Annotated in this window: 16 protein-coding genes; 5 read left to right on the plus strand and 11 right to left on the minus strand. The window is 39.2% G+C overall.

The window, feature by feature from the left end:
• Positions 1-82: 82 nt before the first annotated feature.
• Positions 83-442, plus strand: coding sequence for a winged helix-turn-helix transcriptional regulator (locus F886_RS12275; RefSeq protein ID WP_005305677.1), 360 nt, complete (start codon positions 83-85; stop codon positions 440-442).
• Positions 443-548: 106 nt separating this feature from the next.
• Positions 549-983 carry a winged helix-turn-helix transcriptional regulator gene (locus F886_RS12280; protein WP_005305679.1) on the plus strand — a complete coding sequence of 145 codons (435 nt, stop codon included), beginning with the start codon at positions 549-551 and terminating at the stop codon, positions 981-983.
• A gap of 67 nt (positions 984-1,050) precedes the next feature.
• On the opposite strand, the gene F886_RS12285 is transcribed toward F886_RS12280, so the two are convergent.
• From F886_RS12285 to F886_RS12320, 8 genes are all read right to left on the minus strand, one after another.
• Positions 1,051-2,301, minus strand: coding sequence for an NADH:flavin oxidoreductase/NADH oxidase family protein (locus F886_RS12285; protein ID WP_005305681.1), 1,251 nt, complete (start codon positions 2,299-2,301; stop codon positions 1,051-1,053).
• 8 nt (positions 2,302-2,309) lie between these two features.
• Positions 2,310-2,696 carry a hypothetical protein gene (locus tag F886_RS12290; protein ID WP_004642957.1) on the minus strand — a complete coding sequence of 129 codons (387 nt, stop codon included), beginning with the start codon at positions 2,694-2,696 and terminating at the stop codon, positions 2,310-2,312.
• A 47-nt stretch (positions 2,697-2,743) separates the two neighbouring features.
• On the minus strand, positions 2,744-3,607 hold the full coding sequence (locus F886_RS12295; protein ID WP_005305683.1) for an alpha/beta fold hydrolase: 864 nt from the start codon (positions 3,605-3,607) through the stop codon (positions 2,744-2,746).
• 24 nt (positions 3,608-3,631) lie between these two features.
• Positions 3,632-4,645 (minus strand): alpha/beta fold hydrolase, encoded by a 1,014-nt coding sequence (locus tag F886_RS12300; protein ID WP_005305687.1) that lies wholly within the window; start codon positions 4,643-4,645, stop codon positions 3,632-3,634.
• A gap of 275 nt (positions 4,646-4,920) precedes the next feature.
• Positions 4,921-6,525, minus strand: a complete 1,605-nt coding sequence (locus tag F886_RS12305; RefSeq protein WP_005305689.1) for a GMC oxidoreductase — start codon at positions 6,523-6,525, stop codon at positions 4,921-4,923.
• 80 nt (positions 6,526-6,605) lie between these two features.
• The gene (locus F886_RS12310) at positions 6,606-8,066 is read right to left on the minus strand and encodes a class I adenylate-forming enzyme family protein (protein WP_005305692.1); all 1,461 of its coding nucleotides are present in this window, start codon (positions 8,064-8,066) and stop codon (positions 6,606-6,608) included.
• Positions 8,067-8,104: 38 nt separating this feature from the next.
• On the minus strand, positions 8,105-9,022 hold the full coding sequence (locus F886_RS12315; RefSeq protein ID WP_005305695.1) for an alpha/beta hydrolase: 918 nt from the start codon (positions 9,020-9,022) through the stop codon (positions 8,105-8,107).
• The gene (locus tag F886_RS12320) at positions 9,019-10,125 is read right to left on the minus strand and encodes an enoyl-CoA hydratase/isomerase family protein (protein WP_005305698.1); all 1,107 of its coding nucleotides are present in this window, start codon (positions 10,123-10,125) and stop codon (positions 9,019-9,021) included. The genes F886_RS12315 and F886_RS12320 overlap by 4 nt, the downstream gene beginning before the upstream one ends.
• A 147-nt stretch (positions 10,126-10,272) precedes the next feature.
• On the opposite strand from F886_RS12320, the gene F886_RS12325 reads away from it, so the two are divergent.
• From F886_RS12325 to F886_RS12335, 3 genes are all read left to right on the plus strand, one after another.
• Positions 10,273-10,971: a TetR/AcrR family transcriptional regulator gene (locus F886_RS12325; protein ID WP_005305701.1), complete on the plus strand. Its 699-nt coding sequence runs from the start codon at positions 10,273-10,275 to the stop codon at positions 10,969-10,971.
• Between the two features lie 616 nt (positions 10,972-11,587).
• Positions 11,588-12,391 carry an oxidoreductase gene (locus tag F886_RS12330; protein ID WP_005305705.1) on the plus strand — a complete coding sequence of 268 codons (804 nt, stop codon included), beginning with the start codon at positions 11,588-11,590 and terminating at the stop codon, positions 12,389-12,391.
• 54 nt (positions 12,392-12,445) lie between these two features.
• Positions 12,446-13,444: an NADP-dependent oxidoreductase gene (locus F886_RS12335; RefSeq protein WP_005305708.1), complete on the plus strand. Its 999-nt coding sequence runs from the start codon at positions 12,446-12,448 to the stop codon at positions 13,442-13,444.
• A gap of 152 nt (positions 13,445-13,596) precedes the next feature.
• On the opposite strand, the gene F886_RS12340 is transcribed toward F886_RS12335, so the two are convergent.
• From F886_RS12340 to F886_RS12350, 3 genes are read right to left on the minus strand one after another with little or no spacing between them, the layout of a single operon-like run.
• Positions 13,597-14,466 (minus strand): metal-dependent hydrolase, encoded by an 870-nt coding sequence (locus F886_RS12340; protein WP_005305711.1) that lies wholly within the window; start codon positions 14,464-14,466, stop codon positions 13,597-13,599.
• A 35-nt stretch (positions 14,467-14,501) separates the two neighbouring features.
• The gene (locus tag F886_RS12345; protein WP_005305715.1) at positions 14,502-15,728 is read right to left on the minus strand and encodes an NADH:flavin oxidoreductase/NADH oxidase family protein; all 1,227 of its coding nucleotides are present in this window, start codon (positions 15,726-15,728) and stop codon (positions 14,502-14,504) included.
• 24 nt (positions 15,729-15,752) lie between these two features.
• A complete protein-coding gene (locus F886_RS12350) occupies positions 15,753-16,610 on the minus strand; it encodes a metal-dependent hydrolase (protein ID WP_005305718.1) in 858 nt (285 codons plus the stop codon).
• Positions 16,611-16,616 lie beyond the last annotated feature (6 nt).

A 16,616-nucleotide genomic window follows, 5' to 3' on the forward strand; every position in this document is an offset into this window, starting at 1 on the left:
ACCTTAACTTACTAAAAGTAAGTACTTACCTAAAAGTAAGTTTAGAAACAAATGTAAACTTTTGTAATGAAGGTGGTACGCGATGAAAGGATACGTTTTTGCAGCAGATTGTCCCTCTCGAAAAATTTTATTAACTCTCACGAGCCGTTGGAGTGTCTTGATTTTAGTTGCACTTCGAGATCAACGTCTGCGTTTTAATGAGTTAAAGAAAATTATTGATGGCATTAGTGAAAAGATGTTGGCACAAACCTTAAAAACGCTTGAGCACGATGGTTTTATCGTACGTCAGGATTATGCAGAAATACCACCTCGTGTAGATTATCAATTAACTGACTTTGGACGCGAGGCTTCCGAACGACTTTTTGATTTAACTACTTGGCTTGAAAATAATTTATCCAAGTTATTAGAAAGTCAGCCTAGTACAGACATAGTTCAAAATTGACTCGGGACATAGAGTTATTATTGTATATCTAGCATTCAAACTCGCTTAATTCGCTACTTTGTGTTAGTATTGTTTTAGTAGTTACTATTGAGTTTATTAATTCGATATGAGTAAAAATAGCAATCTAGAAGTCTGCCCAATCGCCAGAAGCCTTTCTGTACTAGGTGATGCGTGGAGCATGTTGATATTACGAGATGCTCATGCAGGTTTTACACGTTTTGATCAGTTTCGTAAAAGCTTAGGCATTGCACCAACCATGCTAACAAAACGGTTATCTGTTTTAGTCGAAGAAGGCTTACTCGAAAAAAGACAATATTCTGAACACCCACCACGTGAAGAGTATGTATTAACTCAAGCAGGTAAAGATTTTTTACCAGCTTTATTTGTGATTGGTGCATGGGGTCGAAAATATAAACCCTTTGAGCAACCTGAAAAAATGGTAACTTTCATTGATGCAGAACAAGGCACTGAAATCAAACCTATTGTAATTGACCAAGTGACGGGAGCCGAAATTGGTACTCGCCCGATCAGTCAAAAGTAATGAATGATTTAAATATAAAAGCACTCAATTGGAGTGCTTTTTATTGGCCTGATGTAAAGTAAATGGGTTATTTTGCCCGGCTACGTTGGGTGGCATAAGTTCCCCAACCACTGAGTAAAACTGTTTTAATAAATGCCCATAAGCCACTTTCTTTAGGTTTCGGCTCTTTACCTTTACCAATCCGTTTGAGTTGTTGGGTATACCAAAGTACTTCCATAATCCCCAGACTATCAATTTTTTTGATGCCAGTTTTGATGGGTTGCACTGACTGAAAACCATTTTTTCCTGCCAGTAAAGATTTGGGTACATCAGGTTCAATTGCCATAAGTCTTGCAATTCCAATGACATCACATGCATGGGACTGCAAAGCTTGATCCATACCTTCTACAGTTCGGAATCCACCTGTTACCATCAACGGCGTTTTAACAAGTGTTCTCACTTTTTCTGCGAAATCAATAAAGAAAGCTTCGCGTGCAATTGTCGATGCTTTTTGTGGAGCTTTGGCTACTCCAGATTCGTAGGTACCACCCGATATTTCAATGAGGTCAATGCCTGCATTCGCTAATGCCTGAATGGTTTCTAAAGAGTCTTGCTCGGTAAACCCACCTTTTTGAAAGTCTGCCGAGTTAAGCTTAATCGCGATAGGAAACTCTTTACCGACTTGTTTTCTGATCTCTGTATAAACTTCCATTAAGAAACGGCGACGTTTTTCTGGTGTACCACCCCACTCATCATTTCTTAAATTGTGCAAAGGTGACAAAAACTGGTTAATCAGATAACCATGCGCAGCGTGAATCTCAACTCCACTAAATCCAGCCTTTTTACATATCGCAGCGCTACGACCAAAACGCTGAATAATTTCTAAAATCTCTTCGTGTGTTGCTTCATCAGGTGTTGCAAATAAAGACTGCATTTCTGCACCAAATGGCACTGCCGATGCAGAAATGTTCCGTACATTTAATCCTTTCGGTGATTGTTTTCCCGGATGATTTAACTGTGCCCACAATTGAGAACCTTGTTCGGTCACGGTTTTTGCCCATTTCTGTAAAATTGCAAAATCACGCTCATCCTCAACCACCACATTGCCGGCCTCACCTAAGGCTTTGCGGTCAATCATAATGTTGCCAGTTATGATCATCCCAATCCCTGATGCGGCCCAACGCTGATATAGCCGAACATGTTTTTCGTTTGGATTATTTGAATAGCTGGCTAAAGTTTCACTGGTTGCGGCCTTCGCTAACCGGTTTGGAATGATGACACCATTCGGTAAAGTTAAAGGCTGATTCAAAAGATTCGTTTTTAATTGCAGATGAGTCATGGCTTATCTCACACAGTTAAAGAGGGTTTTGAATGGGGTTGAATAAAGTCCACTAAACTTTGAAACCACATCACATCCACAAAATTTCCGGTAATGACAAGGTCTTGTGTTTTAAGTGCAGTTAAAAAAGTGTTTACACTGTCTTTCGCTGACAACACGGCGAAGCCCTTGCTACCCGTTTTAAACGTAAAGGTAAAACTTGGTGACTTGGTTAGCCCTGAATAAGAGTTAATCTTGCCGTTTTTTACTTCGAAATAGCGGCCTTCACCACTTGCTGTTTGAATCTGAAAGATGACATTTTTATCTTTCACATAAGCTGCGCATTTCGGGTTCTTTTTTACAGCACGCTGCATGAGCTTGGTCAGCATCCACAGCAATAATTTAAATTTCATCATTTTTATCTTCTTAATTCATCAAATTGAATGGACCGGACTCATGGACATTATTCATCTAAAAACTGTATTGCATGTTTTACGAAGCGTTCAGGGTACTGAAATTGGGCACCATGTCCTGCATCGGGATAAATAAATAGCTGAGCGTTTGGAATGTTAAGTGCCATGTGATATGCATTGATGGTCGGAATCATCACATCATCGACACCATTTAAAATGAAAGTAGGTTGTTTAATCTCACGTAAATGTGCAAAAGGATCTTGTTCATCAAGTTTAGGTAAAAAATGCATATTGGCTTCTATCTGTGCCTGCATGACTTCAACTGAGCTTGCTGGATCTTGGTTTTTACGCTCATGGCGACGTTGCCAAAATTCATGACCCGCCTGAATAGCAGCTTCAGATCGGCCAAAAAATAAAAAGAGGAAGTTTTCTTCAGAAGGCACAGCAGTTGTTGCATGCTTCAATACCAAAGCGGCAACTTCTGGATCATCTCCACGTGGTTTTCCACCTCTTGGTCCCGTACCTAAAAGCATCAATTTTCTGACGAGTTCAGGATGGCGACGTACTAAATCTTGTGCCTGAAACCCGCCCAGTGAAAAGCCTAATAGGTCAACCTGCTTTAAGCCTAGTGCACGAATAACTGCTGCCGCGTCGTCTGCCATATCTTCAATGCGAGTACGGGGCTGGCCAGTAGATGAAGCAATGCCGCGACCGTTAAACAAAATGACTTCACGCCCTTGCGCTAAACCATCAGTAATCAGTGGATCCCAATTGTCTAAACCACCTCGGAAATGCTGAAGAAAAAATAGCGGTGGTTGTTCTGTATTTGCACTACCCCATCGACGATAGGCAAAATTTGCTCCATCTACTTCAATGAATTGGGTCTCGGCTGTTTGGTGTGTAATTGTTGTCATGGTCATAGTCCTAAATTTAAGTTCTTATTTAGCTAAGAATGTAAGTGATTGTTTTACAAAATCTTCATTAAACTGAAATATTCCCCCGTGGCCTGCATCTGGATAGATTACAAGTGAACTATTCGGTAAACGCTTTGCTAAATCATAAGTATTTACTGTTGGCACCATTCGGTCATGATCACCATTGGCAACAAGAACAGGTTGTTGAATCACAGAAAGGTCAGCAGGTTTTTTACTTCCCCATTTTTTTAATGCTTTAAGCTGGGCACGATAGGCAGAAATGGTAATTTCTTTATCTCGGTTTTCAGTACGTTCATTAATACGTTGAATAAAGGCTTTTGCAGAAGCTTTACCATTTTCTGTACGAGTGAAGAAAAGATAAACCTTAGGGTCTTGACCAGTCACCATTCCACGAACTAAATCCCAATTAGAAACTCGCCCGACTGTACTAATTCCAGTACCGCCCGCAGGGCCAGTTCCCGATAAAATCATTTTTCTAACCAAATTCGGCTGTTTTAGCACAATCTCTTGTGAAATCATGCCGCCCATCGAGAAGCCGAATAAATCAACCTGCTTAAAGCCTTTTGCTTGAATGAAAGTAATCGCATCATCTGCCATTTGTTCAATTGACTTTGCTGGTTCACCAGTCGAAGCACCAACGCCGCGATTATCAAACACAACAACATGATGTTTAGCCGCAATTCCATCAATAATTCGTGGATCCCAGTTATCTAGTACAGCAGCTAAATGGTTTAAAAAAATGACAGGCGTTCCACCGTTTTGTTGACCATATTCTCGGTAAGCGAAGTTAACGCCACCTGCACTAATAAATTGAGTTGGGACATTTGTCCAATTTGTATTTAGTTGGGAATTTTGATCGGCTTGCTGATTGATAACACTGTTTTTTGACACTTCATTCGCCTTAGTAAAAGGGGTGCTAAAAGAGAGTGATTCCACAGTCTCGGCCTGAGTTAAGGGAGCACTAAAAATAGATATCGCCGTCAAACTCATAGCAACTGTATTTAATAAAAAATTCATTTCTCTGATCCTCAAATTTAATTCATTGATCTGATTCATCTGTTTTTATGAGTGATCTTTCAAAGAGAGAAAAGATAAAAACAGAGTAGGTATCGATTTAATATTAACTATATATTGATAAATTCCCTTTGTCACTATCTTTTTAGTACTAACTATTATTTACTTGAATTTCTTGTAAAAATTAAATGAAATAAAAAAGGACTGCTTCGTGTTGATACACAAAACAGCCCTTAAAATTACTGATTATCAGTTCAAGACTTAAAGGTTGGATATCTCTAGGGTTCTATTACTTTAGACATTGCATATTCAGCTAAAGCAGTAATTGTTAAAGCTGGATTTACCCCAGGATTTGCTGGCATTGCTGATCCGTCACAAACCAATAAGTTTTTATATCCAAATATTTGTAAATTATGATCAATCACACCGTGAGCAGCATCTTTTCCAATGACAGCCCCACCTAAAACATGTGCTGTCGTCGGGATATCAGCTATTGCTTCTAAAATATTACTCTGCGCAACACCACCTGTATAATCAGCTACCCACTGTGCAGCCTGATTTGCAATATCAATGTATGTTGGATTTGGCTTATCACTATTCTGCTTAGTGATTAATGTATATCCAGAACCAAACCAACGCTTTTTAGGTAAAAATTGGATTGAGTTATCTAAAGATTGCATTACCAACAACGTAATCATGTGCTGACTCCACCCAATAGGTGACACTGTTTTCAGCCATTGTGCCGGATGCCGCACAATTTGCCACAACCATTTGAGTGGGCGTGTTAATCGATTTCCGTTACCCACTAAAACGGTATACATCAAACTCATAAAGTCCGCATGTCGCCCATAGGTCAAAAACTCAATATGTGTGTTTTGATCAATATGTACGCTGCTACTTGCAGTGACGTCATTCCACGTTTTTAGATCTTTGGGCAATCTTACATTAAGCACAGATTCACTATTGGTACGCACCAATTGTCCCAATTTATTGCTGATATTGGGTAGTGAACCATTCAATTTACAATTGGCTAATAATTCATTGGTTCCCAGTGCGCCTCCTGCAAACACGACACCTTTAGTCGTAAACGTAATTTTTTTAGTAAAGAACAACCCTTTTGTTTGAACTGTAACGCGATAGCCATCACTTCCATCTGATGCATTTAAAGGTTTAATATCAGTAACTTGATGTTCTGGAAAAATTTGAACACCTTTCTTTTCAGCAAACCATAAATAGTTTTTACTTAATGAGTTTACCGCTCCGACTCGACAACCAACCATACATGCGCCACAGCGAATACATCCTGTACGCTCTGGACCTTCACCTCCAAAATAAGGATCAGGCACTTTTTTGTCTGGCTCCCCAAAGAAAATACCTGTTGGTGCACGCTTAAATCCATCACTACAACCAAAATGAGCTGCCATTTCTTTTGCAATATTTTGATTTGTAGAATCAAATTTAATTGTCTCTACGCCCAGCATATATTCGGCTTTATCGTAAAATGGCGTTAAAACCTGTTGCCAATCATCACCAAGATGATTCCACTGAGGATTTTTGAAGAACTCTGGTCTAGCCCGATAGAGAACTCCACCATAAACCGTACTACCACCACCAACAGCAGATTGACTAGGAAAAAAAACATGGCGAAAAATCTTCATTCGCATGATTCCTTTCCATCCAATTGAAGGTACCCATAAAAATTTACTGAGTTGCCAAGTCGATTTAGGCAAGTCCTCATCTTTATAGCGTTTTCCACGTTCTAATACGGCAACTCGATAGTCTTTTTCAGCTAAGCGTAAGGCAGAAACGCTACCACCAAAACCAGAACCTATAACTACCCAGTCGTAATCAAATAATGGGCTGTCAGAAGAAGTGTTTCGCATAATAATTCCTCACTCTAGCTTGTTATCTTTTAGACAACCCATTTTTTAGATGCATGACGATATTTAGTAATTTCGACATTTTATGCTCCCTGAACTTGATATAGCCCACGAAGCTTAGGTTTATCAATTTTACCAACTGCATTTTTGGGAAGAGTCGGAAGAACAATCACTTTTTCTGGTTGCTTATAACGAGTCAAATGCTGCTTACAATACTGATTTATTTGATCAATTGAACATTCGGCATTAGGCTTAAGGGATATAAACGCCCAAACTACTTCCCCCCATTTTTCATCAGAAACACCAATCACAGCCGCTTCAAAAACTTCGGATACCTCAAGCAATGTATCTTCAATTTCTTTTGGATAAATATTTTCGCCCCCGCGAATAATCATTTCTTTTAATCGCCCAACGATTGAAAGATATCCCTCATCGTCAATTCGACCTATATCACCTGTGTGTAGCCAACCATTTACAACCGTTTTTGCTGTTTCTTCTGGTTTATTCAGATAACCCCGCATAACGTTTTTACCTTGAATCAACACTTCCCCGATTTCACCTACAGGTAAATGTCTTCCATTAAAATCAGCTATAGCTATTTTTTGACCGGGTAATGGCAGTCCTACCGTTCCAGCTTTTCTGATACCATTCACTGGATTTAGTGTAGAGCCGCATGTACCTTCCGATAAGCCATATGCTTCTACTATTGGAAAACCATATCGCTTTTCAAAATTAACGAGTAAATCAGCTGAAGTAGGTGCTGCTCCACAAACGCCATAACGTAAACTAGATACGTCTGGCACAACCTCTTTAGGCAAGGCATATAACATTGCGTAAATAGTAGGCACAGCTGAAAAATAAGTCGGTTGCAATTGCTCTATATCAGAAAAGAAAGTTTCTATATCAAATCTTTGACGTATCGTTACACGGCCACCAGAAGCAAGAGGAACAAGAATACTCACAACAATTCCATTGACATGAAATAAGGGCAAAATTAAAAGGCAGTGGTCTTTTTCTGATATTTGTAATCCCTCACGCCCCATTTCAGTCATCGCTATGATATTAGAATGATCTAACATGACTCCTTTTGGTAAACCCGTTGTACCACTTGTATATATTAATAAAGCCAATGCCTCAGGATTAACAACTGGAGCATGTTGAAACTCATCACCATGCTTGAGCATAGTTACAGCTATTGAAGAGACATTATTATCGATTTTCTCACCTGTTAAATTGATGAGTAGTTTTGCTCCTGAATCCTTTAACTGATGATTTGCTTCTTTGTGCGTAAGCATAGGATTAATTGGAGTTATAGCCGCTCCTAAATACCATGCGGCAAACATGGCAACAACAAATTCAACTTGATTTGGTAGCATAAGTGCGACAACGTCACCTTCACGAATACCTTGGCGATCCATTGCGCCAGCTGCTCGAAGAATCGCTTTATGAAACTCAACATTGGTTAAAGAAATATTTGAGTCTGAAATGCAGTGAGCATTTGGGGCTTCCTCTGCCCTTAATTTTGAAAGCATAGTAAATTGCATAGTAGTTCCTTTACAAATTTTGATAAATTCAGTGCAAATTAGTTGAAATTTTGCTTAAGGAATTGAGTTTGATCTTTGACCAATTGCTCAAAAGCCTCACCTGTATAAAAATCAAAATGCCCTGCTTCATAACGTTTAATGACCCCACGTGGAGCATGTTTAACGAGTTTTAAAGTTTGGCCCGCTGGTGTAACTGTATCGGTATCACTTACACAAAAGAGTATTGGGCTTTGGATTTTAGATGCGACTAATCCAGGTCGATATCTTAGAATTTCTGGAATAATTCTTGCGGTTAAGTAATTTACGAATTCGACGCCTTCTGGCATTAATGCTAGATACCCCTCTAACGCATCATGAGCGTTCATAAGAGCGGGCTGTCCCGGAGGAGCTGCAATTGGCACCATGACTGGCGGCAATCCAAATAGTTTTGCAAATAAATCTTTGGTTACTACTGGAATTACTCTTAAGGTATCTTTTAAGCCTAGTGCAGATGCTGAAGCTAAACCATCTGTGAACGGACACTGTGCAATTGCGGCTTTAAGTTCTGGATGTCTGCTCGCAATAGTAATTGCATGCCCTCCACCGAAAGAACTTCCCCAAATTCCTACACGTTCACCATCAAGCGACGGATAGCTTTTTACAAATTTTAAAGCTGCTTCCCAATCATCTAATTGGCGATTTACAGACATGAGTTGACGAGGTTCACCACCACTGTCACCAAGATATCGATAGGTAAAGGCTAAAGCAGCAATACCCGCTTGGGCAAAACGTTCTGCGAAAGCATCTAATCTCATTTCTCGGATTGCACCGATACCATGCCCAAGCACAACTACAGGAGGTTTGGTTACGCCTTTAGGTAGAAACAGCCATGCAGAACAATAAGTTTCACCTGAATCAAAACGAATATCTTCTTTAATGACCTGATATTTAGAAACATTTACTTGATTTTTATTCATTTTTTATTTCCTTCAGACGCTAATGGAAGTGAGCCACTCTTTAAAGTCTCTTGAAATACTTCAGCATCATAGAAAGGTAATTTTTTACGTTGATCGGTTTGCTCTAAATAGCCTTTCATGAGCTTTTGTGCTGTCTCTGTTGGGGATATATGAATAAATTCAGTTCGCTCTCTATGCAGACCTTCTTCTAATGTTTCCGACCCACCAAAATATGCTGCTCGCTTAATTGCAGCGCGTGCTGTTTTAGGACGTTTACTCAAATAAATTGCTCGCTCTAAAGCTTTATCGATCAACTGATCTTTAGGCACGACTTCATCTACATAGCCAATTTCTAACGCAACTTTTGGAGATACAGGTTTTCCTTCAAGCATCATCATTAACGCTCGATGAGTTCCCACTAATCTCGTTAATCGCTGAGTACCTCCACCACCTGGATTAATACCCAGTAAGATTTCAGGTTGGCCAATCACATAATTGCCATCAGCCATAATTCTGATGTCACAGGCTTGTGCAAACTCGCTACCCAAACCCAGAGCAGAGCCATTTAATGCTGCGATAAAAATCACACCACTTCTATTCATTCGTAAAAAAGTTTCATGCAATTTATCTAATTGCATACCACCATCTAAAGGGGTAAGTTCCGCTAACTGCTCTAAGCCTGGAACTCCTCGAATACTTTTAGATGTACGTGCAACCAAAGAAGAAGTTTTTAGCCCCAGCTTTGGAATACTAGCTCCACCTTCTTGTAACCAACGGACATCAGCATGGGCAATAAAATAATCTGGATGATCCCCAGTAAAAATTACTGCCTCAACAGAGGTATGCTTTTTTTCAAGGTCATCTAATAGTTCAGATAACTCTTCAGCCATATCTAGTCCCATTAACTGATAAGGACCACCATCTAAGTGAGCAATGAGCACATTGTCATGAGTTTCCAATTTAATGTGCTTTCTCTGTATTTCACTATTAATCATTTCAGAACCCTTCTTTATTTGACTAACATTAGCCTTGCTATTACTTGTATTTAACGACTGAGAATAATGACTACAGGCCGCTAAACTTATTGCTACTGCTGACAAAACAGCACTTTTAAGTATCTTCATGATGCAATCCTAGTCACCACATTTTATGTCTCTAAGCTCGATATCTCGCTAGAAGAATCCGTTCAGCTTTGCTTAACTTTTATTTAAAAATATGAAATTAGTAGCTACTAAGCATTAACAATAACATTGTTATGGTTTAATATAACAATGTTATTTTTATTGCGCAATAACTTTGTTATGGAAAAAAAAAGTCCTCGTACACGTTTATTAGAAGCAGCAATGCGAATAATCGAAAACCAAGGTCCTTCTCAAATTAAAGCGAGAACTGTTGCTTTAGAAGCAGGTCAGTCCACTATGGGTGTTTATACTCACTTTGGCGGGGTGCCTGAGCTGCTGCAAGCCATAGCTGACGAAGGATTTACCCAACAAGCTCGTTTATTTAAAAGTATAGAAAATACAGACGAGCCAATGACAAACATGTGTTTAATGGCTTTAGAATGCCGAAATTTTGCTATGGCTAATCCGCATCTTTATGATTTGATGTTTGGCTTGTCTATTCAGGGACGATATACACCTCTTCGGAGAAGTGAAGCTTCAGCCAATGAAAGTACAGAAGCATTTAAAAATTCTTATTCACACTTGCGTCAAGAATGTGTCAATCTGATAGAAGCAAAATATATTCGAGACATTGACCCTGATGTGATGGCAGCACAGTTATGGAGTGCACTGCATGGATTTATTATGTTAGAGCTTGGGCAACATTTTACTAGTTGCCCTAATCCCACCACCGAAATTCTAATTCCAATGTGTATTAATCTAATAGTTGGATTAGGCGCAGAAGCACAAATAGCAGAAAATGCGGCAAGTAAAGCTCTAACCATCTGGAATTCAAAGAATATCGTATAAAGCTAGCTATATAAAATGATGTCAACCGAGGCATCATTTTATACAATATTCAAGTTATTCTAAAAACTGAATTACCTTTCCCACAAAGTCTTGATGAAATTGAAATATTCCTCCGTAACCTGTGTCTGGGTAAATAATTAATAAAACTAAACCAAGCGTTTCAAATTCAATCGCGTTATCAGCCATTACTTAAACAGTAGCTGGAGTTTTTCCTTGTGAACCGCCAACACCCCGATTGTCAAAGATGATGCCCCACTTTTCTTTAGCAATCCCATCAATGGCTCTAGGATCCCAATCATCAATTACAGCACTAAAATGATTTAGCAGAATAATTGGTGTGCCTTCTTTTTCCCAAATTCACGATAAGTAAATAAAGTTCCATCGACATTGAGCTTTAAGGTTGGTGAATGATTTGCAGAGCTTTTATTTTTTTTATGCAATTTCTTTCTCCATTAATTTTGAAATTGGTTTGAAAAATCGTATGAGCCAATAAAAACTAGAAATAAATTCGACAAAAGTCACTATCATTTTAGTAGTAACTATTTTGTTTTTAGATTATGATGAAAATATCAAGGTGAAACTGAATAGCGAACACCTTCAAATTGGAAAAAATGGTATGACTGGTAAAGTAGTTCTAATTACAGGCGCATCTTCTGGTATTGGTTTAGCAACAGCAAACCTTTTACATGAGGCTGGATTTATTGTTTATGGCACAAGCCGACAAGCAAAAGATTCATCAAAATACAAATTTCATCTTATTGAGTTAGACGTAAATCAAGATGATTCAGTTGCCCAAGCCGTTGAGAAAGTAATAGCGACCGAAGGAAAAATTGATGTCTTAATTAATAATGCTGGGTTTGCAATAGCACCTGCTGGTGCCGAAGAAAGTTCAATGCAGCAAGCACAGGCTATTTTTGATACCAATTTTTTTGGTGCGGTTCGAATGACTCGTGCTGTGATTCCACATATGCGCCAGAAACACTCAGGATTGATCTTAAATATCAGTTCAATTCTTGGGCTTTTACCTCTGCCTTTTGGTGCACTTTACGCTGCTTCAAAACATGCCCTTGAAGGCTACTCTGAATCTTTAGATCACGAATTAAGATCTCAAGGCATTCGTGTGTCACTTATTGAACCTGCTTACACTAATACTTCTTTGGGAGTAAACTTACTCGAAGCAGATAATAAAATTTCTTTTTACGATCAAACTCGTGAAAAGCTACATAAACAAATGATTAATTCAATTAATAAGTCAGATGACTCGAGTGTGGTTGCCAATACAATTTTAGCGGTCATTCAAAGTCAACATGTTGTGCCACGCTACACAGCAGGAAAAACTGCAAAAAGCTTAAAAGCGTTAAGACGATTTGCACCTGCAAAGATCTTTGACAAATTAATTCACCGTAGCTTGAAAGTTTAGAACAAACCCAAGCCTATAAAACTTTAAAATAATTTTGAGAAATAGAGGTTTCAAATGAAAGCAGCCTACATTAGCCGTTATGGCAACATTGATGACGTACAGCTCGATGAACAATCTCAACCACCACTAACAGCAGACGCTGTGCTCGTTAAAGTTCATGCAGCCAGCATTAACCCTCTCGACTTAAGAGTTTTAGAGGGTGAATTTAAAGCAATTCTCCCAGTGAAGTTTCCTTTTATATTAGGCAATGATTTTGCAGGTACAGTCGTAGAAGTTGGATCGAAGGTTACCCAGTTTAAAGCTGGAGATGAAGTCTATGCCAAGACAGATTTAAACGGCGCTTTTGCTGAATATACTGTGGTTCAACAGTCTTCACTTGCACTGAAACCGCAAAATATTTCAATGGAACAGGCGGCAGCCCTACCATTAGTTGCCTTAACTTCATGGCAAGCACTAGTTGAAATTGCAAAAGTTAAAGCTGGTCAAAAAGTACTTATTCATGCAGGTTCAGGTGGTGTAGGTTCAATTGCAATTCAACTTGCCAAATCACTTGGCGCTACGGTTGCGACCACAACTAGTGCCAAAAACAGTGGTTGGGTGAAAGAGCTAGGTGCTGACATCATCATTGACTATAAAACAATGGACTTTGAGCAAGAACTTAAAGATTACGACGTAGTCTTAGATACACAAGGCGGGAAAACCTTAGAAAAATCACTGAACGTTCTTAAACGTGGTGGACGTCTTATTAGTATTTCAGGACCACCTGACCATGCTTTTGCAGAGGCAGTTAATCCGAACTGGTTCCTAAAATGTGTTATTCCGATGTTAAGCTGGTCAATTCGACATAAAGCAAAAAAACGCGGCATTACTTATACATTTTTATTTATGCAGCCAAATGGTCAACAGCTCTCAAAAATTACTGAACTGGTAGAAGCTGGAAAAATTAAACCCGTAGTTGACCAAACCTATGACTTTATTCAAATTAAAGAAGCGCTCCAATATGTAAATACTGGACGAGCAAAAGGGAAAGTTGTTTTACAATTTGATGAATAAGGTACATAGCTCAAATATTATCTAGATTACGCAAGGGTTCGAAGATTATATAGCCGCTCATATGGCGGCTATAGACCATGAATAAGATGAATTAAAAGGTCTTATTCATTATTTTTGAGCCTAAAAGAAGTAATATTCGTACAAGCTTTTATTTAGTTAAGTTCTTTTATTGTAGATAAAAAAGTTAAGGCTTGCTCAGTTGACCCTTCATTTAAAGGGCTGTGGTTGGGATTAAAGTATCGCAAACAGGCACGTATTATATCGTCAACCTTAGGCACACGGTCTTGTCGAGCTGCTCGGAAATAATCTTTGAAACGAAAACGATGTGGTAATTGCGCATCTTGTTCTACTAGATTTTCGACAGCAACATAAGCCAAAACAATAAATAGAGGGAACGTGAAAACCGCTGCCCCCACTCGAAGTACATTACTATTGCTAAAATATCTAAACATTGCATCGGCTACTTCACGGTGCTCAACCTCTTCAGCTCCGTGCCATTGCAATAAACGTAACATTTCTACATCGACAGGTGCTTGTTGTAGCCCCTCTACATTGAGAACCCAATGTCCTAACACTCCAGTCATATGCTCGGCAGCGGCCACCATTGCTAATCGGGTCGTTAGCCACATCGACTTTAAGCGTGGATGCTTCAATTCATAGCCTAATGGTTTTGAGCCAATCATGTCATTAAATATCCAATTCATCATTTTAGTATAACGACTTAAATCAATCCCTAACGCCTCTATATGCCGAGTTCCGAGAGTGTGCCCATAACTATGAGCACCCTCTTGTTTAATGAAAGCAATTGCTGCCTCTTTCAGTTTTTCATCTTTAATATAAGGCAATGCATCTCTAAACGTCTGACAAAACCAACGCTCTGGTGCAGGTGTAATCGGGTTAATTGAATTTAATATTTGTGAAACTATGGGATCATCATAAATCCAATGACATGGGGTTTCAGTAAAATTAAATACTGGACGCCGTGGCACAATGACATGGTTTTGTCTGATTAAACTATTCATGATAATAAATCCTTATATATCAAAAGCACTTACTATTAATCCTGAGTCAAAATGTTAAAGCCCATACGTGGACCAAAAGCAATCAATGTTCGCACTAAGCCCTTAATCACTTTCGGCTTTTGTCCACTACTAATACGGCGGAATTGGGTCGCGTGCCATGCCAGTTGTAAATAGGCATCTACAGGTTTGTATCCAATGGCTGGAATTTTTGCTGGTTCTAATACCGATTTTCCTGCTAACAGTTGTTTGGCTAAATCAGGCTGTACTGCAAAAGGTCGAGCCAATCCAACCAAATCGACCGTACCATTGGCAACAATATGGTTCATAAAATCTACATCGCGCAGTCCACCAGTTAACATGAGTGGTAATTTGCTTTGTTTACGAAGTGCAGTGGCATAGTCAATAAAATATGCATCACGCTGAGCAGAACGATCTGGTGCATAGCCTAACTGTGCAGGGGATTCATAATTCCCGCCTGAAATCTCTAATAGGTCGATCCCTTCTGCTTCTAAAGCTAATGCAATGTCTATCGATTCTTCCTGACTTAATCCGCCTTTTTGAAAATCGGCAGAGTTGAGTTTTACGCTTAATATTTTGTTTTTCCCTATTGCAGCTCGTACAGCCTGAACCGTTTCAATGAGCATACGGCGTCGATTTTCAGGACTACCGCCCCACTTATCTGTCCGAACATTGGCTAGAGGTGATAAAAATTGTGAGAGTAAATAGCCATGTGCTGCATGCACCTGTACTCCATCAAAACCAGCTTCAATAGCCAGCCTCGCAGTTTGAGCAAATCGATTGATCTGTTCATATATTTCCGCTTCGGTCATCGCACGCGGAATGCGAATAATATTCATGGCAGGTAAATCAAGCCCCACTGCTGAGGGAGCTATTGGCTTTTTCAAAAGTGGTAAAACTGCAACACGGCCGGGATGGTTAATCTGCATAATAATTTTGCTGCCATTGGCCTTAGCAGCCTGAGCCCATAACTTATTTGCTTGCAGAAATTCTGCTGACTCTAAAACCACATTTCGTGGTTCCACAAAAGCACGATGGTCAATCATGACATTGCCGGTAATTAACAACCCTGCTCCACCTCTGGCCCAAGCTGCATAGAGTTGCTGTAAGTCAGTGGTCGGTGAACCATGCCGATCAGCAAGTTGTTCACTCATTGCAGATTTGGCAATTCGGTTTGGAATGCTAATGCCACAGGCTAACGTTAAAGGACTTGCTAATGTGGGTTTTGAATTAGGTTTTGTCATTTTGTTTCTTCCTAAATTTAAAAATCATTCATTAAGATATAGGTCTTTTAATTTCATCATTTGTTCACGGTTATCGTGTTGCCAAGGATGAAAATCTTTAGAATAAAAATCTAAGTAACTGCGACTAATTTTTCGGATCACACCTTGACCGCCAAGCAAATATTTCAAACCCACATATAGACTTTTAAAATCTCTATTTTTGCCCGAAGCCTTTAAAAGCTCTTTTGTTCCTCTGGTGGTAATGATGAGAAAAGAAAGCGTGGTTTCTAACATCACCAACCGTAAGAAATAAGGTCTATTCACTAAAGATTGGTAGACATCAAACGCCACAGCTTTATGCTCTGTTTCTTCAATCGCATGCCAAGCCCAAATTTTTCGCAAATTAACATTAAACAACTCTAAGTCTTCAGGCGCGATACTAATAAAATAGTCCGCTAAAATTGCCGTTAAATGCTCCATACATACCGTGCAAGCCAATTGATGCTCTAAAGAAAATCGTTGCTGCAACATACGGTTCATCTTTTTAAAACGCTTATAGATACGTTCAACGGGATAACCTTTTTTAAGCATGACAGCATTAAGCGCATCGTGCTCTTTGCCGTGATGTGCTTCTTGACCAATAAAAGCTCGGACTTGTTTAAGCAAAATAGGATCGCTAATTTTGTCCTGATAATTACGCACACTATAAATAAACTGCCGTTCACCATCTGGGAAAGCACTTGATAAGGCTGTAAATAACATGGTCAGCAAGGGATTATTTTTAAACCAAAACTCTGGTATTTCATCTGGAAAAGATAAGTCTAACTGGCGCACTGTAATGTCAATTGATGCAGAAATTTTAGAAAAATCTTGGGCTGGTTTTGACTGAAAAAATGCGTTCATGTTTAT

This window comes from Acinetobacter sp. NIPH 542, assembly GCF_000369825.1.
Lineage (GTDB): Bacteria > Pseudomonadota > Gammaproteobacteria > Pseudomonadales > Moraxellaceae > Acinetobacter > Acinetobacter oleivorans.

Coding starts and splice junctions, on each gene's coding strand:
- F886_RS12275 (WP_005305677.1), top strand. CDS start 83: ATGAAAGGATACGTTTTTGCAGCAGATTGTCCCTCTCGAAAAATTTTA.
- F886_RS12280 (WP_005305679.1), top strand. CDS start 549: ATGAGTAAAAATAGCAATCTAGAAGTCTGCCCAATCGCCAGAAGCCTT.
- F886_RS12285 (WP_005305681.1), bottom strand. CDS start 2,301: ATGACTCATCTGCAATTAAAAACGAATCTTTTGAATCAGCCTTTAACT.
- F886_RS12290 (WP_004642957.1), bottom strand. CDS start 2,696: ATGATGAAATTTAAATTATTGCTGTGGATGCTGACCAAGCTCATGCAG.
- F886_RS12295 (WP_005305683.1), bottom strand. CDS start 3,607: ATGACAACAATTACACACCAAACAGCCGAGACCCAATTCATTGAAGTA.
- F886_RS12300 (WP_005305687.1), bottom strand. CDS start 4,645: ATGAATTTTTTATTAAATACAGTTGCTATGAGTTTGACGGCGATATCT.
- F886_RS12305 (WP_005305689.1), bottom strand. CDS start 6,525: ATGCGAAACACTTCTTCTGACAGCCCATTATTTGATTACGACTGGGTA.
- F886_RS12310 (WP_005305692.1), bottom strand. CDS start 8,066: ATGCAATTTACTATGCTTTCAAAATTAAGGGCAGAGGAAGCCCCAAAT.
- F886_RS12315 (WP_005305695.1), bottom strand. CDS start 9,022: ATGAATAAAAATCAAGTAAATGTTTCTAAATATCAGGTCATTAAAGAA.
- F886_RS12320 (WP_005305698.1), bottom strand. CDS start 10,125: ATGAAGATACTTAAAAGTGCTGTTTTGTCAGCAGTAGCAATAAGTTTA.
- F886_RS12325 (WP_005305701.1), top strand. CDS start 10,273: ATGTTATTTTTATTGCGCAATAACTTTGTTATGGAAAAAAAAAGTCCT.
- F886_RS12330 (WP_005305705.1), top strand. CDS start 11,588: ATGACTGGTAAAGTAGTTCTAATTACAGGCGCATCTTCTGGTATTGGT.
- F886_RS12335 (WP_005305708.1), top strand. CDS start 12,446: ATGAAAGCAGCCTACATTAGCCGTTATGGCAACATTGATGACGTACAG.
- F886_RS12340 (WP_005305711.1), bottom strand. CDS start 14,466: ATGAATAGTTTAATCAGACAAAACCATGTCATTGTGCCACGGCGTCCA.
- F886_RS12345 (WP_005305715.1), bottom strand. CDS start 15,728: ATGACAAAACCTAATTCAAAACCCACATTAGCAAGTCCTTTAACGTTA.
- F886_RS12350 (WP_005305718.1), bottom strand. CDS start 16,610: ATGAACGCATTTTTTCAGTCAAAACCAGCCCAAGATTTTTCTAAAATT.